Annotated in this window: 17 protein-coding genes and 1 tRNA gene; 12 read left to right on the forward strand and 6 right to left on the reverse strand. The window is 45.8% G+C overall.

Annotated features, from left to right (window positions below; genetic code table 11):
- The first annotated feature begins 26 nt into the window (after window positions 1–26).
- The 6 genes from V3V99_07530 (at window position 27) to V3V99_07555 (ending at window position 7,792) form a co-directional block, all read left to right on the forward strand.
- Window positions 27–569 carry a UvrB/UvrC motif-containing protein gene (locus V3V99_07530; protein MEE9442503.1) on the forward strand — a complete coding sequence of 181 codons (543 nt, stop codon included), beginning with the start codon at window positions 27–29 and terminating at the stop codon, window positions 567–569.
- Window positions 562–1,605 carry a protein arginine kinase gene (locus tag V3V99_07535; protein ID MEE9442504.1) on the forward strand — a complete coding sequence of 348 codons (1,044 nt, stop codon included), beginning with the start codon at window positions 562–564 and terminating at the stop codon, window positions 1,603–1,605. The genes V3V99_07530 and V3V99_07535 overlap by 8 nt, the downstream gene beginning before the upstream one ends.
- A 36-nt stretch (window positions 1,606–1,641) precedes the next feature.
- Window positions 1,642–4,119 carry an ATP-dependent Clp protease ATP-binding subunit gene (locus V3V99_07540; protein ID MEE9442505.1) on the forward strand — a complete coding sequence of 826 codons (2,478 nt, stop codon included), beginning with the start codon at window positions 1,642–1,644 and terminating at the stop codon, window positions 4,117–4,119.
- 170 nt (window positions 4,120–4,289) lie between these two features.
- A complete protein-coding gene (gene rpmA / locus V3V99_07545) occupies window positions 4,290–4,541 on the forward strand; it encodes a 50S ribosomal protein L27 (protein MEE9442506.1) in 252 nt (83 codons plus the stop codon).
- A gap of 316 nt (window positions 4,542–4,857) precedes the next feature.
- Entirely contained in the window at window positions 4,858–7,044 is a 2,187-nt protein-coding gene (locus V3V99_07550; GenBank protein ID MEE9442507.1) for an alpha/beta hydrolase domain-containing protein, read from the forward strand.
- 199 nt (window positions 7,045–7,243) lie between these two features.
- A complete protein-coding gene (locus V3V99_07555) occupies window positions 7,244–7,792 on the forward strand; it encodes a transposase (GenBank protein ID MEE9442508.1) in 549 nt (182 codons plus the stop codon).
- A gap of 548 nt (window positions 7,793–8,340) precedes the next feature.
- Here the strand turns inward: V3V99_07555 and V3V99_07560 are convergent.
- Window positions 8,341–8,413, reverse strand: a tRNA-Asn gene (locus V3V99_07560).
- Window positions 8,414–8,630: 217 nt separating this feature from the next.
- Between V3V99_07560 and V3V99_07565 the strand changes: the two genes are divergently transcribed.
- On the forward strand, window positions 8,631–9,452 hold the full coding sequence (locus V3V99_07565; GenBank protein MEE9442509.1) for a dienelactone hydrolase family protein: 822 nt from the start codon (window positions 8,631–8,633) through the stop codon (window positions 9,450–9,452).
- A 46-nt stretch (window positions 9,453–9,498) separates the two neighbouring features.
- Here the strand turns inward: V3V99_07565 and V3V99_07570 are convergent, their stop codons facing one another.
- From V3V99_07570 to V3V99_07585, 4 genes are all read right to left on the reverse strand, one after another.
- A complete protein-coding gene (locus V3V99_07570; GenBank protein ID MEE9442510.1) occupies window positions 9,499–13,062 on the reverse strand; it encodes a M6 family metalloprotease domain-containing protein in 3,564 nt (1,187 codons plus the stop codon).
- A gap of 687 nt (window positions 13,063–13,749) precedes the next feature.
- The gene (locus V3V99_07575; protein MEE9442511.1) at window positions 13,750–14,211 is read right to left on the reverse strand and encodes a hypothetical protein; all 462 of its coding nucleotides are present in this window, start codon (window positions 14,209–14,211) and stop codon (window positions 13,750–13,752) included.
- A 64-nt stretch (window positions 14,212–14,275) separates the two neighbouring features.
- Entirely contained in the window at window positions 14,276–15,226 is a 951-nt protein-coding gene (locus V3V99_07580; protein MEE9442512.1) for a proline iminopeptidase-family hydrolase, read from the reverse strand.
- 290 nt (window positions 15,227–15,516) lie between these two features.
- Window positions 15,517–16,053 carry a nuclear transport factor 2 family protein gene (locus V3V99_07585; GenBank protein ID MEE9442513.1) on the reverse strand — a complete coding sequence of 179 codons (537 nt, stop codon included), beginning with the start codon at window positions 16,051–16,053 and terminating at the stop codon, window positions 15,517–15,519.
- A gap of 394 nt (window positions 16,054–16,447) precedes the next feature.
- Between V3V99_07585 and V3V99_07590 the strand changes: the two genes are divergently transcribed.
- The 5 genes from V3V99_07590 (at window position 16,448) to uvrA (ending at window position 25,219) form a co-directional block, all read left to right on the forward strand.
- Window positions 16,448–17,083, forward strand: coding sequence for a LysE family translocator (locus tag V3V99_07590; GenBank protein MEE9442514.1), 636 nt, complete (start codon window positions 16,448–16,450; stop codon window positions 17,081–17,083).
- Between the two features lie 195 nt (window positions 17,084–17,278).
- Window positions 17,279–18,661 carry a Si-specific NAD(P)(+) transhydrogenase gene (gene sthA, locus V3V99_07595; GenBank protein MEE9442515.1) on the forward strand — a complete coding sequence of 461 codons (1,383 nt, stop codon included), beginning with the start codon at window positions 17,279–17,281 and terminating at the stop codon, window positions 18,659–18,661.
- Between the two features lie 139 nt (window positions 18,662–18,800).
- The gene (locus V3V99_07600; protein MEE9442516.1) at window positions 18,801–21,527 is read left to right on the forward strand and encodes a tetratricopeptide repeat protein; all 2,727 of its coding nucleotides are present in this window, start codon (window positions 18,801–18,803) and stop codon (window positions 21,525–21,527) included.
- 205 nt (window positions 21,528–21,732) lie between these two features.
- Window positions 21,733–22,251, forward strand: coding sequence for a hypothetical protein (locus tag V3V99_07605; protein MEE9442517.1), 519 nt, complete (start codon window positions 21,733–21,735; stop codon window positions 22,249–22,251).
- A 142-nt stretch (window positions 22,252–22,393) separates the two neighbouring features.
- Window positions 22,394–25,219, forward strand: coding sequence for an excinuclease ABC subunit UvrA (gene uvrA, locus V3V99_07610; protein MEE9442518.1), 2,826 nt, complete (start codon window positions 22,394–22,396; stop codon window positions 25,217–25,219).
- 220 nt (window positions 25,220–25,439) lie between these two features.
- Here uvrA and V3V99_07615 read toward each other — a convergent pair whose 3' ends face one another.
- Complete coding sequence (locus tag V3V99_07615; GenBank protein MEE9442519.1) at window positions 25,440–25,943, reverse strand: transposase; 504 nt, start codon at window positions 25,941–25,943, stop codon at window positions 25,440–25,442.
- Between the last annotated feature and the right edge of the window lie 3 nt (window positions 25,944–25,946).

Here is a 25,946-nt window from a genome sequence, read left to right on the forward strand (position 1 = left end):
ATAAATTCTGAAAGCGCGGGTAAAAAATGAAATGTCAGGATTGTAATAATAGCGAAGCGACGGTCAGCCTGACTCAGATTATCAACAATGAGAAAGTCGTTTTGAGTTTATGCAAGGAATGCGCCGCCAAACGCGGTTTTCATTCTCCGCTCGATAATATTCCCTTTCCGCTGGCCAATTTCTTAGCCGAAATGATGGGCAAAGATAAAATCGAAAAAGGTTCCAAGGCCATCAAATCGCCCGATTTATCATGCCCCTCCTGCGGCCTGTCTTTTGAGGAATTTTCCCGCCTGGGGCGGTTCGGCTGCGGAGAATGTTATAAAACCTTCCGCGATAAGCTCCAGGGACTTTTAAGAAAAATTCACGGCTCTTCCCTTCATAAAGGAAAACTTCCGCCGATGCTTTCCGAAGAAGCGTCTAATATTAAAGAACAGGAAAGACTGGAGCAGGAATTGCAGCGTGCGATTGAGCTTGAGGATTTTGAACGGGCTGCTGATTTACGCGACAAACTAAAATCGCTCCGGCAATCGGAATCCGAAGAAGAAAGCAAGGAAAAAGAAAATGTTTGAGGACATGTCCAAAAAACCGGCGGGGTGGTTGACCGGCGATGGCGAAGAAGCAACGGTAGTTTTGTCATCAAGAATCAGGCTGGCCCGCAATATTCACGATATCCGCTTTCCGACTTCGGCCGATAAGGAAACCCGTGAGAAAGTTATTGAGTATTTCAACTCGGCCGTTTCCAAATCCGAGTTTCTTCAACGGGGAAGTTTTCACAACACTGAAAATATTGAAAAAATCGACAGCAATTTCCTTGTCGAGCGCCACCTGATTTCGCCGACCATGCTCGACCGGCTTGAAGGCGCCGGCGTTTACATCGGACCCAACGAACAGGTTTCGATAATGATTAACGAGGAAGACCATCTTCGAATTCAATCCCTGACCGCGGGCCTGGAAATGGATCGGACAATGGAACTGGCCGCCCAATACGATAACGAAATCGGCCGCCTGCTCGAATACGATTATGATAGTGACTTTGGTTTCCTGACCGCCTGCCCGACAAATGTTGGAACCGGATTGCGCGCTTCGGTGTTAATCCATTTACCCGGTTTGGTATTGACGCGGGATATCGACAAGGTAATCCAGAAGATTACCAAGATGGGATTGGCGGTGCGCGGATTTTACGGTGAAGGCACCGACGTTTTGGGTAATTTATTCCAGATTTCCAACCAATCCACGCTGGGGAAATCGGAAGCCGATATTCTTGAGGATATTGAGCGAGTTACACGAGTTATAATAAATGACGAAGCGACGGCGAGAATTCGCCTCCGCGAGGAAGCCTTCGATCAGATTTGCGATAAAATCTGGAGGGCTTACGGAATACTGAAATACGCGCGGGTGTTATCGTCGGAAGAAGTCATGAATCTTCTTTCCGCCGTGCGCTTGGGCGTGGCCATCGACATCATTGAGGATCTGGATCTGGCCATGATTAACGAAATCCTGCTCTTATCGCAACCGGCGCACCTGATTAAATACTGCGACCGGGATATGGACAGCGAAGAGCGCGATATCGCTCGCGCCAATATGGTCAGGGAAAGACTAAAATAAATTGGAATGAGAACTCAAGGGAGGTTGCAATAAATCATGAATGAAATGTTCACCGAATTGGCTCGCAAAGCGATTGAATACTCACGGGATGAAGCGGCGCGCTTGCGCCATGATTACATCGGGACGGAACATTTGCTTCTGGGACTCATCCGTCTTGCCGAAGGTCGAGCAATCGAGGTCATTTCCAATCTCGGCCTCGATTTGAATGACCTCAAAGCCGCCGTGGAAGAAGTCGTTCAGCCGTCGGGCGGAACGATGACCATGGGTCAATTGCCTTTGACGGCCCGAGCCAAAAAAACATTGGAAGTTTCGGGACAGGAAGCCCGAGCCCTGAAATCAAAAGATATCGATACCGAACATATTCTGCTGGCTTTACTCAAAGACGAAGAAGGGGTTGCTGCCCAGGTCATGGCGATGTTCGAAATCGACTACAAAGAAGCCTATGATGAATTGAAAAATATTGAAGGCGGGAAACCGTCATCATTCAAAAAGAAAAGGCGCAAATCAAAAACTCCGGCCCTCGACCATTTTGGACGCGAACTGACCGAAATGGCCCGCCGGGGAAGACTCGATCCGATTATCGGACGCCAGATGGAAATCGAACGCGTCACCCAGATTCTGTCCCGCCGCAAAAAGAACAATCCGGTTCTGATAGGCGAACCCGGGGTCGGGAAAACCGCTATCGTTGAGGGTCTGGCTCAGCGCATCGTCGAAGGCAAGGTTCCCCAGACGCTCGAAAACAAGCGCGTCGTTACGTTAGATATGGCCTCGCTGGTCGCCGGTACCAAATATCGCGGTCAGTTCGAGGAACGCCTCAAATCGGTCATGACCGAAATTATGAACTCCCGCGACGTTATCATCTTTATTGATGAGCTCCATACCATCGTCGGCGCCGGTGGCGCCGAAGGCTCTCTCGATGCCTCCAATATTTTCAAACCGGCGCTGTCTCGGGGCGAATTGCAGTGCATCGGCGCTACTACACTTAACGAATACCGCAAATATATTGAAAAAGACGGTGCTCTTGAACGCCGCTTCCAGATGGTGATGGTCGAACAACCATCCCCCGAAGATACGATTAAGATATTAAAAGGCTTGCGCGACAAATACGCCGAACATCATAAAATTGAAATCTCCGATGACGCTCTTGATGCCTCCGTCAAACTTTCCAGTCGCTACATCTCCGGCAAGTTCCAGCCCGATAAAGCGATTGATGTTCTTGACGAAGCCGGTTCGCGAGCTCATCTTGCTTCTTATACCCGGCCTAAGGAATTCGCCGAAATCGAACATGAAATCACCGAACTGGGTTTGAAAAAGGAAGAAGCGGTCAAGAATCAGGAATTTGAAACAGCCGCCCAATTCCGCGACGAGCTCAAATTTAAGAAAGCCAAGCTGGAAGAAATGCAGAAAGAATGGGAAACCAAGCGCGACGAGGAGCGGATAGTTCTCAACGGCGAAGATATTGCTCAGGTTGTCTCCAGCATGACCGGTATTCCGCTTTTCCGCCTCGAAGAAAAAGAATCCAAGCGCCTCCTGCGCATGGGAGAAAGCCTCAAAGAGAGAATCGTTGGACAGGACGAAGCCATCTCTTCTTTGACCAAAGCAATCCGTCGAGCTCGTGCCGGACTGAGTGACCCCAACAAACCGATCGGCTCATTCCTCTTTTTGGGCCCGACCGGTGTCGGCAAAACCGAGCTGGCGCGGCAATTGGCCGAGTTCTTATTCGAGGATATCGAATCGCTTATCCGGATCGATATGTCGGAATATATGGAAAAATTCGCCGTCTCCCGGCTGATTGGAGCTCCTCCCGGATATGTCGGCTACGAAGAGGGCGGGCAGTTGACCGAACGCGTCCGGCGCAAACCTTATTCCGTGGTTTTGCTTGACGAAATCGAAAAGGCTCATCCCGAAGTCTTCAATATTTTGCTCCAGTTAATGGACGACGGACAGCTTACCGACAGCTTTGGGCGAAAAGTCGATTTCCGCAATACCGTTGTCATTTTGACATCGAATGTCGGCACTCGAGCTATCGGCGAAGATAAAACCGTCGGATTCGCCAAAAAAGAACTCGCCGACGATTATGAAAATATGAAAAGCCGGATTCAGGAAGAACTGAGAAAAATGTTCAATCCGGAACTGCTCAACCGCATTGATGAATCGATAGTTTTCCGCTCCTTGACGATTGAGCATATCGAGGAAATTATCGACATTCTCCTGGTTGACCTGGCTAACCGTCTGGCTGAAAAAGGTATCTCCTTCATACTGACCGCCAATGCTAAACATTGGCTCGCCGAAAAAGGATTTGAGCCGCAGTATGGCGCCCGGCCGCTCAAACGAGCCCTCCAGAAATACCTGGAAGACCCGCTGGCTGAAGAAATCCTGCGCGGCCAATACGCCGGAGATACCGAACTGGAGATCGTTGTCGCCGATGATGAGGAATCGCTGATATTTGAATTTCAATCCGGAGGAAAACCGAGCGAAGAGGACAAGCAACCCGATTCGGTCAATTTAAACTAAGCAAAAACTGAAAATTAGCAGTAGGGAAGCGGTTCTGAGCGCCTGCCGGTGCTCGCGGGACATCCTTAATTAGCGTTAAATTTCGGCTTGCTTTTTTGAAAAGAATCTATATATTCAGAGGCTCGAATAACCGGAGCTAAAGAAAACGGATAAGACAGAGGTTTATAGTTATGGCACATAAAAAAGGCGTAGGCTCTTCCAAAAACGGACGGGACTCAAACGGCCAGCGACGCGGTGTAAAAGTATATTCCGGCCAGGCGATCCCGGCGGGCTCGATTATTGTCCGTCAGTGCGGTTCCAGAATTCTACCCGGCGATAACGTCGGCGTCGGAAAAGACTGGACGCTTTTCGCCAAAATCACCGGCGTCGTCCAGTTTGAACGGGTCGGCAAAGACCGCAAAAAAGTAAGCGTTGTCGAATAAGACGCTAAGAGTTCATATTGAAAAATCAATAAGCCCCGTTTCGCGGGGCTTTTTTTATTGGATTGATTTTTTATGTGAAATTTGAGAGGCGTTTTCCCGTCGAAAGTTGTTGTGCACCCGGCGCCAAATAAATTGAAAGAGAAAAAGATATACATCATAAATGAACCTAATCAAAAAATGTTTTACCTATGTAATCTTTCTAATGTGTGACTTATGTAACAGGTCATTCAGGTTACTAATATGAAACATGTGAATTAAATTTACGTCTATAAATAGAACCAGATAAAATAATAATCTTTGATAAAGGATAAAGACTATGACGTATTCTGATTATCGAGACGGAGATATTCTCCGGGCAGGGCTGATATTACTATTAAATATAGTTTTATTATTCACACCATTGATAGTTTCTGCCAAAGTTGTCAGGCTGGATATTAGCAGCAGAGAAATAATACAGAACTCGGAAGAACAAAGTATGTCTGGTCCCTATGAAATGATAAAAGGAATTATATATCTTGAAGTGGATCCGAATGATCCTGCAAATGAACTAATCGTTGATTTAAAATTGGCTCAAAGAAATAGTAGGGGCAATGTTGAATTTTCAACAGAATTTGAATTATGCAAGCCTGTGAATTCCGATCGTGGTAACCATAGATTGCTATACTTTGTGAATAATCGAGGAAATAAAATGGGTAAATGGCACTTTAACTATCACACCGATAAAAATTGGCTATGGGCCAATGGTTGGTCCTATTTGTGGTGCGGCTGGAATTGTGATGTGGAAGAAAGTGATGGCAAGCTTAATATCAATTTACCTGTAATTAATGACAATGGTAATACAATTACCGGAGAGATTTATACCGAGATAATATCCTACTCAGATGAAGTAGTTTATAGCATGCCTCTTGTCTGGGGAGGATCGATATCATATGCCCCGGTTACATTGGAAAACACCAATGCTGTATTATCGAAAAGGCGGTATCGGTGGGAAGAACCTATTGAAATACCGCATGATAGTTGGTCTTTTGCCCGCTGGGAGGACGGTAATGTGACACCTGATTCTGGTTTTCTATATGTTGTGGACGGTATAGAACCTGGATGGCTTTATGATTTGGTTTATATTGGTAAAAATCCTAAGGTAACTGGCCTAGGTTTGGCTGCCATACGCGACGTGGTTTCTTTTTTCAAATATGAAAATATAAGTAATGACGGTGTTATTAATCCTTTGGCCGATGCGATTGACTATGCATATTCTTGGGGTCATTCCCAATCGGGTCGATTGCTTAACCATTTTGTGTACCAAGATTTCAACGGCGACGAAAGAAAGAGAATAGTATTTGATGGTATTATGGCCAACTGTCCCGGTGCCGGTAAAGGACAGTTCAATTCTCGTTTTGCGCAGACAACTCGCCACGGTAGTCATCACGAAGATAATCTCTTCCCGATCGATTTTTTTCCATTTACGACGGTTGAGCAGTACGACCCCATTACTGGAGAAAAAGGCGATGGGGTAGAACGGGCGCGCAAGTCAGGTTTTCTTCCCAAAATATTTTTTATAAATTCATCAACAGACTACTGGACTCGAGCCGCTTCGATGTTGCATACTGATGTCGAGGGACAAGTGGACTCAAAAATTGATCCCAGTGTGCGCATTTATTCTGTTGCGGGATTAGCTCATACGGATGACCGTATAGGTATTGTCAGCAGAGCATTATTGACCGCTCTGGATCAATGGATTAGTTATGGCGTAGAGCCACCGGCATCTCAAATTCCTAAAATATCCAATGGTACTTTAGTGGATTTTGAAACTTGGAAAGGAGCTTTTCCCGATATTCCAGGAGCTATAATGCCACCGTCATTCTACCATCCTTACCGATTGAATATGGGGCCTCGTTGGGATACTGAAGGTATTGCGGATTATGTCCCTCCGAAAGTCGGACCCCGTTATGTGTGTCTTGTTCCCCAGGTTGATAAGGACGGAAACGAGATAGCAGGAATACGGCTACCCGATATTGATGCACCACTGACTACATATACTGGCTGGGGTATGCGTTCTCCTACTTACTCACAAACCCTGGGTAGAAATAGGGGTAGAGTCTGGCCATTGCCCATTACGAGTGAGGAATGCAAAGAAAAGATTGATCCCAGAATAGCAATACTTGAAAGATATCCTACAAGGGCTGATTATCTTTTTGAAGTAACAAAGTCAATACTGAATTTAAAATATCAGGGCTTATTACTTGATGAGGATGTTACTAGGCTGTTAATAGAAGCCACACAGGTAGAATATTGGCCGTGTGCATCTCAGATTGGCATAAAAGAAGTTGCAGCCACTCCTGCAGAAGTAAAATCTGGTAGTAAATTGTTGCTCTTGGTGATATTCGATGAACGGGGGAATGACATATTAAGTGTAAAAGCCAAATTGGTGGAAGCGAATAATTATTTTTATGTGCTTAATAATGACGGCAAAGAGGGTGATGATAAAGCTGGTGATAACATATGATCCGTCGAAGTGACGATTCCAGAAAACGCACCCGCGATGCAATTTCATATAGAAATTCAAGCCATTGATAAAGATTTTAATAATATATATCTCAAGGGAACGGTGAATGAAGGAATTGGTAATCAGGGATCCCTGACTTTTACCGTAAAAAATGCGGATTCCAATTGATTGAGAGGGGGATTCCCGATAATTTGAACCATTGCCGGATGCGCAACAACAAGCTTTGGTGCACCTGTCTGTGATGAAACTAAACATATATTTTCGCGTATTCGTCTATTATAAGTTGACTGGTGTGGCAAGTGAAATCAGGGAGAATCCGGAAGCGGGGATGGCCTCCGATCTGGACGCCATTGCTCGTGAAGGCGCCCGGCGGATGCTGATTTCAACCCTTGAGGCGGAGGTGATGCGTAATCTGAAAGCCAGGGGATTGACTGATCCGAAGTTGTTTGTCGGCGACAGCGCCTTGGGTTTGTGGGGAGCCATTGAGACGGTCTATCCGGAAGCGGATCATCAGCGCTGCTGGGTCCACAAGATGCGCAATGTGATGGTACACTTTCCGAAGCGATTGCATGCTGAAGTCAAGCGATTGCTCAGGCAGATGTATGATGCCACCACCCGGAAACAGGCTGAGACATTCATGCAGCAGTTCCCGGAACTGTATGGCCGCATGTATCCCCGGGCGGTGGAGTGCTCGCTGAAAGATAAGGATGCTTTGCTGACCTACTTCGACTATCCGCAGGAACGCTGACTGAGTTTGAAGACGACCAATCCGATCGAGTCGATCTTTGCTACCGTCAAATTGCGAACCAATGCCGCTCGACGGATTAAATCACCCCGCTCAGCCTTGTATCTGATCTTTCAGTTAATCATCAGGGCGCAGAAACGATGGCGACGGCTCAATGCCCCCCACCTGGTGGGGCTTGTTGAAAAACCACCGCCAAGAGTTGCGGCGGGTCTTGATTTCGTGAAAACAAAATTGTGATCTGCTGTGTATCAAGAACTTACGATTCGAAATGTTTCCCCATTCCTTAGGCTGAAGATCATTTCAGGACTTTTTCAACATGCCCGGTGACGAAGGTTCTGGAGGGTGTGAAGTTTGAAGATGGTATCAAGGATGGTATCGAGGTCAGGAAAATGAAGAACAATCAGACCGAAAAACGCGCTGCTTGAAAAATCAATTTACACAACTTTTGACAGGAACTCCTTCAAACTATGTACTAACCGACGGAAACCTTTGTCCCTCATATAGAAAACCCTTCGACTTAATAGCCGAAGGGATTAAAAAAACAATTTAAGCTCCCCCGGCTGGACTCGAACCAGCGGCCCGCTGATTAACAGTCAGCTGCTCTACCGACTGAGCTACAGGGGAGTGTCGAAAACCTTCTTCAATTCTCCGAAACTTTGCGTTTCAGGAAACCCTAATATACTATCGGCGTTGAATTTGTCAAGCACAAGCTTTTTAAAATTATTAAACCCCAAAATATTGATATTCAAATCGATAATTGATTCCACTCGAACAAATTGGCATGGCACGAGTGTAATCAATCCCTTGTTTTACATTCATCAATTCCGCATATTATCAGTCTATGAAAAAAGATTATAAACTCAGGATGACTGACGGCGAATATCTAACCGTCACAACTTATGGCAAACCCGATTCCAAAAAACCTTGCCTTATCTACATTCACGGATTCAAGGGATTCAAGGATTGGGGATTTGTGCCGTATATCGGCGAGTTTCTATCCCGGAGAGGATTCTTGGCGGTTACGTTTAATTTCTCGCATAACGGTATCGGCGAGAATATGACCGAATTCACCGAGCTGGATAAATTCGCCAATAACACTTATAGCCGCGAAATTCGTGAATTAAACGAACTTGTCGCGGCCTGCAAATCAGGTGAGTTTGGGCCGTGCGATAAAGTCGGAATACTGGGGCATAGCCGCGGCGGCGGGACCAGCCTTCTAACGGCCGCTCAGAACAAAGATATCGGCGCGGTCGCAACTTGGTCGGCTGTCTCGTCGTTTAATCGATATTCCGAGAATCTAAAGGAAAAATGGCGCCAACAGGGTTTTTTTGAAGTCGTTAATCAACGAACCGGGCAAGTAATGCAACTTAACACCGTATTGCTCGATGATATCGAGGAAAATGGCGCAGAAGGCCTGAATATTGAAAAAGCGGTGAAGAATCTAAATAAACCTCTTCTTGTCATACACGGGGAAGAAGATGAAGCCGTTCCCGAAAAAGAAGCGGATATTATTCATAACTGGGCTGATCCGAAGCTGAGTGAAATTCTTAAGATTCCGGGAGCCGGACATACGTTCGGAGCCGCTCATCCCTTTAAGGGGAGTAATGAAAAACTCGATCAGGCATTAGCGGCTTCCGCGGATTTCTTCGGAAAATATCTTTAATAAAAAAAAGGCCCGTCGATATCGAGGCCTTTTTTGTAATTATTTATTACTTGCATTCGGCGCATGGGGCAGGGCCGGACTTAAATACATGATTAATTAAATAGACGGCATCACCAACATTACAAGCCAAATCGCAATTAGCATCCCCGGCTTCTATCGGATCGGGAGCCGGGCCACCTTTGAAAATATGATTTATAATAAAGACCGCGTCGCCTACATTAATTTGATCGTCCGAATTGGCATCGCCGCAGATAAAATCACACCCATCCGGGATTCCATTCTCATCTATGTCAATATTATCATCAAATCCCTCGCACAGATCGCAATCGTCAGGCACACCATCCTCGTCGGTATCAATATTGTCATCATATCCCGGACAAACGTCACAGGAATCACCAACCATATCAGAATCCGTGTCGGTTTGATTCGAGTTGTAAACCTCAGGACAATTATCGTCAAGACAATCATTTTCGGGATGTCCCGGGTTCCCATAACCGTCGCCGTCGGAATCAAAGCAGGTCTGGTTCAAGAGAACCGAGACATTATCTCCGTAACCGTTACTCACCGCGATATCGATATCACCATCATTATCAAGATCGGCTGCAGCAAGGCGGCGGGGATAAGTGCCGGCCGAATAGGTCACCTGAGGATCGAATGTGCCGGTTCCCGTGTTCAGGAGCACTGAAACATCCCAGGAATTCCAATTTTCGCCGGCCAGATCGAGATCACCATCATCATCAAAATCTGCCGCAACTACCTTTTGCACTCCGTCGCCTGCCGGATAGACCGATTGCATTCCAAAAGTCCCGTTGCCGTTGTTCATAAGCACAGAAATGTTATCGTCATAATGATTTGCAGTAGCAAGATCGAGGTAACCATCGCCATTTAAATCGGCAACGGTCGCATAATAAGGCCAATCACCCACCGAGTAGGTCACGTGAGCAGCAAATGAGGCATCCCCATTGTTCATGAGAACTGAGACATCGTCAGTGTCTCGGTTGGCCGTAACCAGATCAAGGTCACCATCGGCATCAAAATCCCCGGCAAAAACGGATGCTACGCCTGGATTCACGGAATAACTTAAATAAGGGCTAAAGGTACCATCTCCTTTATTTTTCAGAATTGAGACCTTGTTAGACCAGCAAGCCACCGCTAAATCGAGGTCGCCGTCGGCATCAAGGTCTGCGGCAAAAACTGATTCTGGATAACCGTAAACCGGGTATGCCACTTGCGGTGCAAACGTGCCCACCCCATTGTTTAACAGAACAGACACATCAGAGGATGTCATATTTGCCGAAACCAAGTCAAGGTCACCGTCGCCATCGAGATCACCGGCAGTGATCGAAGTCGGGTTAACACCGATTGGGTATGCAGATTGGGGGCCAAAGCTGCCCGTCCCATCGTTCAGAATGACCGAAACATCGAAGGAGAAGTAATTGGCAGTGGCCAGATCGATATCACCATCACCATCAAGGTCGGCGGCAACGGTTTCAAAGGGGCCAGAGCCAACGGGGTAAACTATTTGAGGATTGAAACTGCCCAAACCGTTATCGACTGCGGTCGTAAAAGACCAAATATAGCTGCTATTAAGTGATATTCCCACGGATGATCGTATGTCGGTTGTCAGAACGACCGTTACAACTTCGCCTTCATCAAAATCATGCGTAGGATATAGAGTTGCTGATTTCGTCGCACCATCATAGCTGATCACGCCTTGATGCAATCCTGTGTATTCGGCATTCACTACTAATGTGGAGCTATTGATGGTCGTCTCATCCATATCATTGTCAAAAGTAACCGATATATTGGAAGAGCACGTAACATTCAGCTCATGTTGCGGTGGAGAGTTGGAAACGAGACCGGGTGCATCAAAGTTGGCATCGCCAACATTTTGCTCAATGCCAAGAATCGAGACATCGGCTCCACCGTTAGATGATATCTCGACAAAAAAGGAATCAACCCTCGGAATAAATCCAATCGGGATGTCGAAGGTAAAGGGGTCGGCTGAATTATTAGCTGATCCCCCCGTAGAAATCGTACCCAAGGATGATGAGAAATCGATTAGGATCAGATTGACATCGTTTACTGTCAGCGATGCCATTGCCCCTGTCGCCTCTTTCCAATCATTTTGGATATTAAGGATTAGTTCAATCCTCTCCTCTTCTTCCAAAATACCGTCCCCATCGCCATAGGTGGCATCGTTAAAAGTGTAATCGGTTAGTATTAGATATGGACGCGACCAGGTCACATCGAAATCCGCAGTCATTACTGAATCGGAAGCGGATATATTCCATGCGGCCACCTGGGTTGACTGATCAAGATAATCTCGAGAGTTGGGGATTGTCTTGTCATGAAAATGCGGTGATGCACCCCCATTGGGGTAAGGATCGTTTTCGTCTCCATAATTGTTAGAATTCTGAAGGTCAAACCGGCCGTCAGCCTGTTCCAGAAATACCTGTGGATGCCAATCGTCATTATTACCTGACACATTATCATCGATATGCCAGATAATAAGACCCGCTCCGGGTTTCAAGGTGTCGAATCCCATCAATTGCCGATTTTCGACAAGAAAATATTCGTTGCCACCAGTGCCATTATACCATAGTCGATATCCTACCGGATTCCATTCAATGGCGGGAATGCTCACATCGGTCTGATTGGCTAAAATATTGATTGGACTAAGCCAGCCCAATTTATATTTACTCCAAATGCAAAACTGAGACGGTTTTCTTCCATAATCGTGCCAAATCCCGCCAGACATTGCTGCCCAACAACTGGCACCAAATGATGAACCATCGTAGTCGTAAAGATCAGGCAACCCAAGAATATGTGCAAACTCATGACAATAAATCCCTATGGATATAAGCCCCTCAACACCATGCGATTCCTCGGGTTGCACAGAATACAAATTGATCCAAACCCCATCCTTATATCGCGGGTTTATACCCCACTTATGCGACCAGATTTCACACATATCACCCGTTTCTTCAAATCCTGTTCCCGCGTGGACAACGAAAATGCCATCCATGTAGCCATCGTTGTCATTATCATAGAGCGAAAAATCAACATCGCCATCAGCCGCATCTACTACCTCTTCCACCAATTTCTGAGCGTTATTGGGATAAGAACCAACACCATGAGAGCCATCGCAATAGTTGGTGTAATACTCGTAACCATTATCGGCAGTGTACCAGCCATAAATATCACCTGAGATAGTGAAATTTCCATACGAGTTTTGGTAGTAGTATTCTTTCATGGAACCAGTTGGATTTAGACCGTCAGAAAGAAGTAACGAATCAAAATCGCCAGGCATTCCCGCAGCCCAGCCCTCAGTGTATGATTTGTCGGGAAAATCTATCAGGAGAATCAAAACCCGATATGTTTGATTGGGGGCTAAAGTTAGATTTTGCAGGCCTTTAGCGTCCGGAAGGGGTACTGAATTGACTCCCTTGGCTCTGGCCTGCATCATCCTCTCGACAAAACGGTCGAACCGACCCTCATCTTTGAGTTTTTGAATAACCTCTTCTGTCGGTGGCACGGCGCAGACAATCGCTGAGATGTGGAGAAGTAATACCGCGGAGAAGATGATCGACATTATTATGCGTGACATAATTGCCTCCGGGATGATAATGAATTTTTTGTAGGGCGTAATTTGATGAAATTAATTGCCCAGCAGTAAGATAACGCTTAACGCAACCTTGTCAAGGGCTTATTGGTTTGATGAATTGTCGCTTGGTGCTGTGTTAATATTGATTCTGGGCAAAACCAATCCGATAATTGAAAGCACCAGCCACTATCTTGACACCAATAATGTCGCTGACATTCTTCAACCCGGCCATAGATATTGACCCCGATGATCGCTGGCGTTTTCTCTTGCCCTCCGCAAACACCGCTGTTATATTCTATCACCGGAGTGCGGCTTTGGTCAGATATTAGAACAAAAATAGCCCCACCATGACCGGCGTAGGTCAATTTTAAACACGGAGAAAAAGACATGGGTGACAAAGGAAGTAAAGATAAAGGCAAAAGGGAAAAACAGAAAAAGGCACAGCGTACTCCAAAAGAAAAACGAAAATTGAAAGAAGAGAAGAAGAAGAAGAAATAAATGTCCAGTGCTATCCCGGGTGCCGCATCTTTTTAGGGATGGGGATAGATATATAACAGGAGATTTAATAGACCGGACAATCCGGATCAGGCTATGGCAATACCGTTTTGCCAGACGGGAGATTTCTGTTTTTCAATTCGACCCGGGCTAAACCTGCCGGGGTGCACACAGCTTTGCTGTGGATTAGCCCCATTATCCAGCGTATCCCGCCTGGGACGGCTTTTTCTTCTTTGCGAGCAAATAGAAGACGATCACAAGAATGGCAACCACAAGACTTACCGATCCTCCGCAATACAATTTTCCATCTTCACCCAACCAGAATATGAGGACAGCGACAATTCCCAAAATTATCGGGAGCAAGAAGCCCAGCGAAAAAGCCGTCCAATAGCCCCGATGCTTCTTTCTCGCCAGAACGCCCGCTGCAACGCCGGACAATCCCATAACACCCAAGGCACCCAGGTGAGCGAAGAGATAGAATATCCACACGTCGCGACTCAATAAGAAATACCCGACAGAGCCGACAAGTAGACAGCTTAGAGAAATTAAGAATGTCCTTTTTTCGCACGACTCACATTCGCTGTATGTCTTGTCTTTGGAATCTTGCATCTTTTCCACCTTCCATTCAACCGTTAACTGCCCCGCCGATATGTGCATGGCGCTGCAAACCCCGGACAATGGGAGGTTTAAGCTGTGAGTGGTCACCGACAAACGCGTTAGTTTATTTGCTCTCTACCTTAGCCAGGAATTCCCGAATTATCCGGATATCGGCAATCGGATCATCATGCATCGTCAAATGGGCGCAATTTTTCAGTAGTGCAAACTCCGCCCCGGGAATCAAACTTTGATAATACTCGACCGTTGCAGGTGCGGCTTCGTCGAATTGGCCCGCTGTGAGTAGAGTCGGTATCGTGATCTCGCCGAGACGATCGGTACGATCATAATCGCTGAGTGTCCCTGTAGTAGTGAACTCGCTTGGCCCCCACATATAGCTGTACATCGCCTGGTTCATCTGTTCGAGAGCACTGTTTAGATCATCAGACCAAGGCTGCCTGCGCGCAAGGAATTGCTCGTAGTAGACCATTACGGCAGATTGATATTCGGTTGTGTCTGTTGTATTTTCCCGTTCGTGATGTCTGACTACTTCCTGCAAGGAATCAGGCAGAGTACCCAGCAGGCTGTCGGCATCGTGAATCCAACGGGGAACACTAAGACAGGGACTCGCCAGGACAAGACTTCTTATACCGGCGGGTTTAGTAAGCATATAGTCCACAGCTATCATTGTACCCCAGGAGTGTCCGTAGAGATGGATCTCTTTCAAGCCCAACGCCTCGCGCACCTGAGCTATTTCTTCCACAAAACGCTCGATCGTCCATAAGGTAGTGTCGGTGGGACTGGGGGAGTTCCCGGAACCAAGTTGATCGTAGAAAATCACCGGACGATCATCGGCGAGCGCCTCCAGCGGTTTCAAATAAACACTCGGTACGCCCGGCCCTCCGTGCAATACCAGAAGCGGTGTACGCGATCCGCTTCCTACAATCCGATACCACACCTTTCCACCGGTAACCTCAACGAAACCTTCGCTCGGTACCAGACCGGTAGACCGATCAGCACCCCATGCCATTACTGCCATGAAGCAAATGGCCGCAAAAACAATAATCAGTCTGTTCATAATATCTCCTTTGACAAAGATTACAAAACTCTGAAAGCGACATGTCTTACGCATTTATGATAGGTTTCCTCTGCCTATAATGCAACCCAAAGATTATCGAAATGGGCATCGCGAAAGGCCAGAAACTGGAGAGCGAGGGCAATACTGATAAACAAAATACCATTCAATCCAAAATATCAACTTGACTATTAAGACGGTATCTACATCTATTTTACACACAAAGTAGTACTTAAAAAAATCAACAACGCCAGCTATGAGCGGGATATTTGCTCCCGAAATGATAACTTTGCTTACTTATCTACCTCAACAGCTTCCTGCTCATCTGATTCATTTTTAGCGTCGGAGGCAAAGGAAAAGTGCATTTGTACTATAAGCCATTTCCCCTCTCTTTTTTCAAGGACGCCGGTCCAGCGGGTGTTTAACCATTTATAAGGATTTCCGGCCCACTCCCCGGTATCATCAAGTATACAGGAATACCAGGCCACGTCGCCGGATTCCGACAGGTTGATTCTTAATTCTCTGATAGAGGACCCGGTCGCTTTTAATTCATCCTTCAGAAAAACATTATCAATCATATGCTGGAAAGCATCATAACCTATTATTGTGGACGCCGAATCGGGATGAAAGATTAAAAAATCGGCATCCTTGGCCACGGAACTATAAAGTCTGTCAATATTCTTCTCGGGGTAAGGCCACATTATGCAATCATTGATAGTCTGCTCAACTTTGGCCTTTTCTCCCGAAAACTTACTGCTTTCGGACATAATACATCCTCCTCCCATGATGATTAATGCAATAAGCGCGAATGATAATTTCCTGTTTGACATGAATTGATCCTCCTGCCTCCACCGCATAGTGGGTTTGTATATTTTCATTCCTTTTGGAGTTCGTAACCAAACCTATACTTTTCTTTCAATAATTTATAGATTAAACGAATTGCACTGCTGTTGCGTTTAATCTCAAATTGATATTTAACACAAAAGTTTTCGAGGATTTCAGTGATTATTAGGAGGAAGACGTCCAAAATTAGTATTCCATCCATTGGATGGAGATTTGGGTCATATTGACCGGTTTCACTTAATACGACAATATTTTTTGGCTGGAGCGCTTTGGTCACTATCCCTGGGTTAACCAATAATTATTTAATGGAACATTTTATCTACGCTGTCTGTTTTAGTCATAACGTCATTGAAGCGCTTCTGAGAAAGGACACCTTTTCAAATGTTTGACTTAACTGCACTTCTTCTTTTTGCCACAGCCAACTTTTTAGTATTGATAACTCCGGGCCCGGCTGTAATGTATACAATAACCCGGAGTCTGGATCAGGGAAAAAGAGCCGGACTTTTGTCGGTTTACGGACTCGCCCTGGGAACTTTTCCTCATGCCCTGGCTGTTGCCTTTGGCGTCGCCAGCCTTCTGGCGTCGTCGGTCTCAGCTTTCAATATCATGAGGTATATCGGAGCCGGTTACCTTATATATTTAGGTATTTGTCGGCTGCGGGAAGGAAAAATGACCTGGAAGGTTGATGTAAAAAAATCAAGGACTGGTATGGCGGCTTTTTTGGAGAGCTTTGTGGTGGGAGTACTAAATCCAAAATCGGTATTATTCTTTCTGGCCTTTCTTCCACAATTTATCGATCCTTCGCGTGGTAATCCGATGATTCAGACTTTAGTATTATGGGTGATATCCCAGATTATGGCTGTGGCCGTGGGCAGCGCCTATGCTCTTTTGGCTGCCAGGTTTCGACAGTGGCTTTCAAGGCGCAAAACATTTTCAACCGCGGGGAATTATATTTCCGGAAGCATATATATCGGCTTGGGGCTGGCGGCAGCATTGACCGGTTCCAAAAATAAATAATAATAGGATTTTGCGGGCGACATATGTCCCCATCTGCCTCCATAAAAATTATGAAGGCTTTTACTTTTTAATAAAAAGTTTTGGGAACATAATTGTCTTCGGGCGTATTGTAAATTGACAGTATTTATCAAAAGGGCTATTTTTTTCTATTCTAATAGTTTTAACCGATTGGGGATTTGTTCCGGAGGATAGTTCATGGAATCGTATGATATGATTGTTATCGGGTCGGGGCCGGCCGGTGAAAAAGCGGCGATTCAGGCGTCGAAACTTCGCAAAAAAGTGGCCATCATCGAATCGCGCGGCGTCGTCGGGGGCGTCTGCGTTCATACCGGAACCCTGCCCTCAAAAACCCTCCGCGAAACGGTCTTATACCTTGCCGGTATCCGGCAGAGATCGGTTTACGGCGTGGTTTGTTCGCTCAAATCGAACGTGACCGTGGGCGAACTGATGTACCGGACCGAGCAGGTGATTCAAAAAGAACTGGAAGTCATCCAGGATAAATTGATGCGCAACGGTATCACCGTGATTCCCGGACGGGGGAAATTAATCTCGCCGACGGAAGTGATGGTCGACGAAGAAAACGGCCACGGGCGACTTATGAAAGCGTCAGTGATTGTCATCGCGACCGGATCGCGGCCGCATCGGGATCCCAATATTCATTTTGACGATACTTATGTATTTGACGGCGAGACGATTTTGAACCTGGATCGGATTCCCAAATCGATGATTGTCGTCGGAGGCGGCGTCATCGGCTGCGAATACGCCTGCATCTTCGGTCATCTGGGCGTTAAAGTGACGATGGTTGAAAGCAAAGATCGGTTGATGCCGCATCTGGATCATGAAATATCGGATACGCTGGCCTACCTGATGCACAAACACGGGATAAAAGTTATCCTCGGCGATAAATTCGATAAAATCACAATCAGCGACAGCAGGGTAAACATGACTACCGGGGCGGGTCGGAAAATTGCCGCCGATAAAATCCTGTTTACCATGGGTCGGACGGGCAATACCCCCGGTATGGGGCTGGAAGAGCTGGGGATAAAACTCGATAAGCGAAACCTGATAAAAGTCAATGAGAATTTTCAAACCGGGATCGGCAAAATATACGCCGTCGGTGATGTTATCGGATTTCCTTCGCTGGCTTCGGTGTCGATGGACCAGGGACGGCTGGCGGCGCGTCACGCCTTCGGCAAATCGGAAACCAAACTCAATACATTGTTGCCCTACGGCATTTATACCATCCCGGAAGTTTCGATTGTCGGCGAGACCGAGGAAAGTCTCAGCGCCAAAGGCATCCCGTACGAAACGGGTACGGCCCGGTTTTATGAACTGGCACGGGGTCAGATTTCGGGCGATCATGACGGCATTCTCAAGTTGATATTTTGTCCCGATACAAAAAAATTATACGGGGTGCATATTATCGGCGAAAGCGCCGCCGATTTGATTCATGTCGGGCAGGCGGTGATCACTTTCGGGGGGACGATTGAATATTTCATCGATACCGTCTTTAATTTTCCGACCATGTCGGAAGCCTACAAAGTCGCGGCCTTGAACGGGTTGAATAGTATTCAGTAGCATCCGGCGTTGGCCCGTATCATCAGTTATTAATTTATATTCATACAATTTTAAGAAACTGTATTGACTTTTTGATAAAATAATTTATTGTTGAATGTTTAGCGTTCTTGATTCGGTATGGAAATGCAGGGGAGATATCATGGCGGCGACCAAACGAAAAATTGAAGATGCACCCTCGCCGAGACGCAAGAAAATATTTGTCGGGCGAAAAAAAGAGATAAAAATATTTCAGGATGCCCTGACTGAGAAATTCGGGACGACGGTGGTCGGCGACGAGAGCGGCGATTCGAAAGTGCTGGTATTTCACGGCGTGTCCGGAATCGGCAAAACGGCTTTGAAGGGTGAACTTATAAAGGAGTTGGAAAATGTCTACCCGGATGCCGTTTGGGCAGATGTTGATTTTCAGAATCCATCGTATCAGCATATTGAAACGGCCCTGTCGGTTATTCGACGAAATTTATCGAAAAAACACAAAGTTGATTGTCTGGCTCTCGAAATCGGCGTCGCGACTTATTTGAAAAAAGCAAATCCTGATGTCGCATTGAATAAGAATGATTTTCCGTTTCTGGAAAAATCCGAAATAATGGCCGATATTAGCTTGATGGCAGGAGAATTTCCGATTATTGGTCTCCTGCCCAAAATAGCGAAATTCGTCGGTAAAGGATACCAGGATTTAAAGAAATTGGGAAAAGAGCGAAGTATAATTTTGTTGCAATCGTTTCAACATAAACAACCTTTTGAAATCCTGAATGATTTACCGCTTCTTCTCGGTGAAGATTTGCGCCTGCATTTTGAAAAAACCGGTTTGCCGTCGGTAATATTTCTGGATACTTACGAGATGCTGACAGGCACAAAACGCCCCGATTCTGCGACGGTTGATATTGACGAATGGGTGCAAACTCTTGCCAAAAATCTACCTCGGACGATGCTGGTCATCACCGGACGGCAAAAAATGACCTGGACGAACAAAGATAAATTCTGGATTGACGAGCGGCTGGAACAGCATGACTTGAAAGATCTGGAAAAGAAATACGCGGTTGAATATTTTCTATCGCAGGGAATTGACGACAAGGAAATACAAGAAAAGATATACGATGCTTCCAAAGGCGTTCCGTTTTATATAGAACTTGAGGCCCGTAGGTTTCACAATATTAAGAAAAACGAAGGTCGTGAGCCGACTCCGAAAGATTTTGGAGGAACTCATAAGAAGATATTAACTCAGTTTACGCGCGGTATGGATTCCAATCATCTTAAGGCATTTAAGATTTTGTCCTCGGCCAGGAAATGGGATAGCAAGATATTCGAATATCTGAGCGGAAAATTCCCACAAAGATTCCACGGGGTCGAGATATTTGATTTACCGCACTATTCATTTATAACGCATCACGAAAATTCCGGAATATGCGTCATGCACGAGTTGATGCGGAAGCATTTACAGGAAAACGTACTTAAAGATGATGAAAAGGACAAAACGGAATACTATGTTAATTCCCATTTAAAGCTGTTTGAGCATTATGACGCCAAATTGAAAAAAATTGATATAAAGAACATCACCGATGAACAAAAGGCAGCATTGGAAGAAGCGTTTTATCACGGTCAATATTCTAAAGATATTGGCGATTATTGTGCCTGGTTTACTAATAGGGTAGATAAATTCGACGATGCCGCACAATGGGACTTGATAGTTCCACTATACGAACAGATAATTGCCAAACTCGAAAATGACGAAAACAATCAGGAAATCGCAATCGCGACCTGCCTGAACAATCTTGCCCTGTTATATGAATCAATGGGTCGTTATGAGGAAGCGGAAAAATTATACAAGCAGGCGTTGGAGATAGACAAGAAAACTATTGGCGAAGAAGATCCGGGCTTTGCAACTGACCTGAATAATCTTGCCGGTGTATATGAATCAATGGGTCGTTATGAGGAAGCGGAGAGATATTATTTACAGGCGATTGAAATTGATAAAAAGACCATTGGTGAAGAGCATCCCGGTCATGCGACCCGCCTGAACAATCTTGCTAATGTTTATATATCAATGGGTCGTTATGACGAAGCGGAGAGATATTATTTGCAGGCGATTGAAATCGACAAGAAGACAATCGGCGAGGAACATCCCGATTATGCGACTGACCTGAACAATCTTGCCGGTGTGTATGAATCAATGGGTCGTTATGAGGAAGCGGAGAAATATTATTTGCAAGCCATTGAAATAGACAAAAAGACAATCGGCGAAGAGCATCCGAATTACGCGATACGCCTGAACAATCTTGCAAATGTGTATAACCTAATGGGTCGTTATGGGGAAGCGGAAAAATTATATAAACAGGCTCTGGAGATAGGAAAAAAGACGATTGGCGAAGAACATCCGTATTACGCAATACGCCTGAACAATCTTGCTTTGTTATATAAATCGATGGGCCGTTATGAGAAGGCTGAAGATTTTTATAAGCAAGCCCTTAAGATAGTTAAAAAGGTAATGGGCAAAGAACATCCATATTATGCTCTATGCCTGAGCAATCTTGCCGGTGTATATGAATCAATGGGTCGATATGAGAAGGCGGAAGAATATTTATTGCAGGCGATTGAAATAGACAAAAAGACAATCGGCGAAGAGCATCCCGATTATGCGACAGACCTGAACAATCTTGCCTTGTTATATAAATCGATGGGTCGTTATGAGGAGGCGGAAGAATTATATAAACAGGCATTAAAGATATTGGAAAAGACGCTCCCAGCCAATCATCCCAATATAGCAAGCCTATTTGAGAGCATGGCATATTTATATGATAAAATGGGGCGGAAGAAAGAAGCACGCGAATATTCTCAACGAGCCGAGGAAATCCGCTCAAAAAAACGATAAATAATATCCCGTAAGTTCTGTCATACCCAAAATATCTTTATAAAAAATTCCTTGACGAACAGCTAAACTTGGATTAACTTATCCCCAATAATAAAGAAGAGCACGTTATTGCATAATGAAATACCGGCTGTGGGGACCCTTATGGCGGCCGTTTCTCATCACTTCATAAAATAGTTATGCAGATGACGACAGAACCGGGTGATGTATGCAAAGCAGCAAACTTTACGTGGGGAATCTGAATTATCTGGTTGATCGGCGGCAACTGTCCGAATTGTTCGGTCAGTTTGGTGAATTGACTAACGTAAATATAGTCGAGGGGCGCGGTTTTGGATTCGTTGAATTCAAAAGCAGTGCCGATGCCGTTAAGGCCATAGAAGGGCTTGACGGGTCTGAGTTTATGGGGCGAAATTTACGGGTTGCCGAAGCTCAGCCGCCTTTGAAACCGGGGCAGCCGATAAACAAGCTATATGTTGGGAATTTGAGTTATTCCATTACCGAAGATCAGATTCGCGAACTGCTCGGGCAGTTCGGTGAAATCAAATCAATTAGTCTCCTGAGCGACCGCGGGATCGCCTTTATCGAATTCGAAACAACTGATGGGGCGGTTGAGGCCATGGATGAATTGAATGGCCAGGAATTCGAAGGGCGGATTTTGCGAATTGATTTCGCCGGAGCTGATAAACGGGAAGATAACCGCGATTCTCGAAGCCGGGACCGGTATTGATTTTTTTCCAAAATAAGTGATTCTCATTTACCTGTCTTTATTCTTATATGATTTAAAAATAGCTTTTGCCCAGAGTGTGTTTTTGTCTTATATTTCCGGGTTGCGTAAAAATATGAAAATAGACGGGTGAATCGAGAAAAAAATGGCCGACTCGCAGTATTTATTTATAAAAGGGGCGCGGGAGCATAATCTAAAAAATATTTCGGTCAGGATTCCGCGTAATAAATTGTGCGTCATCACCGGCTTGTCCGGGTCGGGGAAATCATCGTTGGCTTTTGATACGATTTATGCCGAAGGGCAAAGGCGATACGTGGAATCGTTGTCGGCCTATGCTCGCCAGTTTCTGGGGTTGATGGAAAAACCGGATGTCGATTTTATCGAAGGATTGTCTCCGGCGATTTCGATCGAACAACGAACTTCGGCCCGCAATCCCCGCTCAACAGTGGGAACCGTCACCGAAATTTATGATTACCTGCGTCTTTTGTACGCCCGCGTCGGGACGCCTCATTGCTTCAATTGCGGCAAACCGATTACCCAGCAGTCGGCCAGTCAGATTGTAGATTCGGTCATGTCCTTTGAGAACGGGACTAAAATTATTATCCTCGCGCCTCTGGTGCGGGGCCGCAAAGGCGAACATCGGGAAATTATCGATGAGGCTCGCCGCCAGGGATTCATTCGTTTACGCGTTGACGGTAAGATTTATGAAGTCGAAGACGAAATCGAATTGGACAAGAAGAAAAAGCATACGGTCGAGGCCGTTGTCGATCGGCTTGTCGTCCGCTCCCGGTCGGTGCGCCGGATAACCGATTCATTGGAGACGGCTTTGAAAGTCGCTCAGGGGACGGTTATTATCCAGGCCAAAGATAAGGAATACCTGTTCTCGGAACAGTACGCCTGCCTCAATTGCAATATCTCGTATGAAGAACCGGCTCCCAGGCTGTTTTCGTTCAACTCCCCTTACGGAGCCTGCCCGTCGTGCGGAGGCCTCGGAACAAAGATGGAAGTTGATCCGGAATTGATTGTTCCCGACCCGAATAAATCTCTTTTGAATGGAGCCATCTCGCCGTGGGCATCCGATTCAGCCAACTGGTACCGTTATATGCTCAAGGGATTGGCGGAGCATTACAAATTCAAGATGACAACACCGTTTAACAAATTGCCTAAAAAAATTCAGGAAATATTGATGGACGGTTCCGGACGGGAAAAGATAAAGTTTCAGTATGAGCATTCCAACGGACGGGGTTCGGGGCAGTACGAGTCGAATTTCGAGGGCGTTGTCAAACATCTGGAGCGGAGATATAAGCAAACCGAATCCGACGGCATCAGGGTCTGGATTGAAAATTTTATGTCGATAACCGATTGCCCGGCCTGTCATGGGACGCGCCTGCGCCGGGAAGCGTTGTCGATTCTGATCAATAAAACCAATATCCATGATCTGACCGGGATGTCTATCAAAGATGTCAAAGTCTTTTTTGATAAGTTGAAACTGACTAAAACCAAGGAGATGATTGCCCGCCAGATTCTCAAAGAGTTGCGGGAACGTCTTGGATTTCTGGTCAACGTCGGTTTGGACTATCTGACTCTGTCGCGGCCGGCGTCGACTTTATCGGGCGGCGAGGCGCAGCGAATCCGGCTGGCGACTCAGATCGGTTCGCGTCTGGTGGGAGTATTGTATATTCTCGATGAACCGTCGATCGGGCTTCATCAACGCGACAATCATCGCCTTTTGACAATGCTCAATGAACTGCGGGATTTGGGCAATACCGTTCTTGTCGTCGAGCATGATAGGGAAACCATCCTGTCAGCCGATTATGTTGTTGATCTGGGTCCGGGCGCCGGCAAGCAGGGCGGGCATGTTATCGCCGAAGGAAAACCGACGGCTATCAAGCGCAATTCCAAATCATTGACCGGACAATATCTATCGGGCAAAAAATCAATCCCTGTTCCCAAAGAACGGCGAAACGGTAACGGCAAACGGGTCAGACTTTTTAAGGCGGCCGGGAATAATCTGAAAAAAATATCGGTTGATATTCCTCTGGGACTTTTTATTTGCGTCACCGGCGTTTCCGGTTCGGGGAAATCGACGCTTATAAATGAGACGTTGTACCGGATAATGGCGCGGCAGTTCTATCGTTCGCGGCAGGCGCCGCTGGAATACGGTTCGATTCGGGGACTGCAAAATATCGATAAAGTTATCGATATCGACCAGTCGCCTATCGGACGCACGCCGCGATCAAATCCGGCGACATATACGGGAGTCTTTACGCCGATACGGGAATTGTATGCCAACCTGCCCGAATCAAAGGTGCGCGGGTATATGCCGGGGCGGTTTTCGTTCAACGTCAAAGGGGGGCGATGCGAGTCATGCCAGGGCGACGGCATTATCAAAATCGAGATGCATTTTTTGCCGGATGTATATGTACCCTGTCAGGAGTGTAAGGGCAAAAGGTATAACAAGGAAACGCTGGAGATTACTTATAAAGGCAAAAACATCTCCGATGTGCTGGCTATGACCGCCGATGAGGGGCTGGAGTTTTTCACCAATATTCCGCTGATACGGCGCAAGCTCCAGACGATTAAAAACGTCGGGTTGGGATATATTTGTCTGGGGCAGCAGGCGACGACGTTATCGGGAGGCGAAGCGCAGAGGGTCAAACTATCGACCGAGCTTTCCAAAATCGCGACCGGCAAAACGATGTATATTCTCGATGAGCCAACGACGGGACTTCATTTTGAGGACATTAAGATGCTTCTGGGGGTGCTGCAGGAATTGGTTGAGCGGGGTAATACCGTTTTGGTTATCGAGCATAATCTGGATGTGGTAAAAACGGCTGATTATATTATCGATCTCGGTCCCGAGGGTGGCGACGATGGCGGGATGGTGGTCGCGTCGGGAACGCCTGAGGAAGTCGCCAAGGTCAAGAAATCATACACCGGCCAGTTTTTGAAAAATGAATTGGGGGGATGAGAATTTATTAATATTGGGGTTGACAATTATAGAGAATTATTTATATTAAACATGCTCTGAAAATCATCACCGCCTCTCAAGTGTAATTTATAACTACCTCACAAATTAGAAATCATCCCCATCATCTAGATGAAAGTTTAATTTTGTAGGTCGAAACCCCTGCCGAAGGTCCGAAGCGAAGCCCCTGCGGGGCGAAGCGGAGGAGGTTTCGACAATATTTTTATTCACCGAATTCACCTTCAAATATTAAATCCAATTTGACTCCCCAATCTCTGCCATATAAACCTTGGTCATAAAATTCCGGCAATGACGAATGTTTATAAACAAATGGATCATTTACCAAGCCATGTTTAACCGGATTGTAATGGATATAATCAATGTGAGCGTTCAAATCATCCTGATTTCTTATTTGATGATCCCAAAAACGATTTTGCCATATGCGTCCACTTTTTATAGTTAGTGCCTTCCTATAATTCGTCGAAAATTTCAATTTTATCCTTTTAAATATTGTGGATAAATTGGATTTGCCGGGATCGATAATTATATGAAAATGATCGGGCATGATAGCGAATGCGATTATTTCAAAGGGCGTATCCGTTTTTACATCATAAATTGCAGTTTTTAATAAATCCGCATTATCGATTAATATTGGTTTTCGCTTATAGGTGACATGCGTCAGGAAATATACTTGACCGGGAGAAAAATATCGGCGGATGTTCGTCATGTA

It is taken from the genome of Candidatus Zixiibacteriota bacterium (assembly GCA_036480375.1).
In the GTDB taxonomy this organism is placed as follows: domain Bacteria; phylum Zixibacteria; class MSB-5A5; order GN15; family JAAZOE01; genus JAZGGI01.

Bases quoted from the DNA above. Each gene is read 5' to 3' on its own strand.
- V3V99_07570 (MEE9442510.1), bottom strand. From the start codon at position 13,062: ATGTCACGCATAATAATGTCGATCATCTTCTCCGCGGTATTACTTCTC.
- sthA (MEE9442515.1), top strand. From the start codon at position 17,279: ATGGAATCGTATGATATGATTGTTATCGGGTCGGGGCCGGCCGGTGAA.
- V3V99_07580 (MEE9442512.1), bottom strand. From the start codon at position 15,226: ATGAACAGACTGATTATTGTTTTTGCGGCCATTTGCTTCATGGCAGTA.
- V3V99_07530 (MEE9442503.1), top strand. From the start codon at position 27: ATGAAATGTCAGGATTGTAATAATAGCGAAGCGACGGTCAGCCTGACT.
- V3V99_07590 (MEE9442514.1), top strand. From the start codon at position 16,448: ATGTTTGACTTAACTGCACTTCTTCTTTTTGCCACAGCCAACTTTTTA.
- V3V99_07535 (MEE9442504.1), top strand. From the start codon at position 562: ATGTTTGAGGACATGTCCAAAAAACCGGCGGGGTGGTTGACCGGCGAT.
- V3V99_07585 (MEE9442513.1), bottom strand. From the start codon at position 16,053: ATGTCAAACAGGAAATTATCATTCGCGCTTATTGCATTAATCATCATG.
- uvrA (MEE9442518.1), top strand. From the start codon at position 22,394: ATGGCCGACTCGCAGTATTTATTTATAAAAGGGGCGCGGGAGCATAAT.
- V3V99_07615 (MEE9442519.1), bottom strand. From the start codon at position 25,943: ATGACGAACATCCGCCGATATTTTTCTCCCGGTCAAGTATATTTCCTG.
- V3V99_07565 (MEE9442509.1), top strand. From the start codon at position 8,631: ATGAAAAAAGATTATAAACTCAGGATGACTGACGGCGAATATCTAACC.
- V3V99_07575 (MEE9442511.1), bottom strand. From the start codon at position 14,211: ATGCACATATCGGCGGGGCAGTTAACGGTTGAATGGAAGGTGGAAAAG.
- rpmA (MEE9442506.1), top strand. From the start codon at position 4,290: ATGGCACATAAAAAAGGCGTAGGCTCTTCCAAAAACGGACGGGACTCA.
- V3V99_07550 (MEE9442507.1), top strand. From the start codon at position 4,858: ATGACGTATTCTGATTATCGAGACGGAGATATTCTCCGGGCAGGGCTG.
- V3V99_07600 (MEE9442516.1), top strand. From the start codon at position 18,801: ATGGCGGCGACCAAACGAAAAATTGAAGATGCACCCTCGCCGAGACGC.
- V3V99_07605 (MEE9442517.1), top strand. From the start codon at position 21,733: ATGCAAAGCAGCAAACTTTACGTGGGGAATCTGAATTATCTGGTTGAT.
- V3V99_07540 (MEE9442505.1), top strand. From the start codon at position 1,642: ATGAATGAAATGTTCACCGAATTGGCTCGCAAAGCGATTGAATACTCA.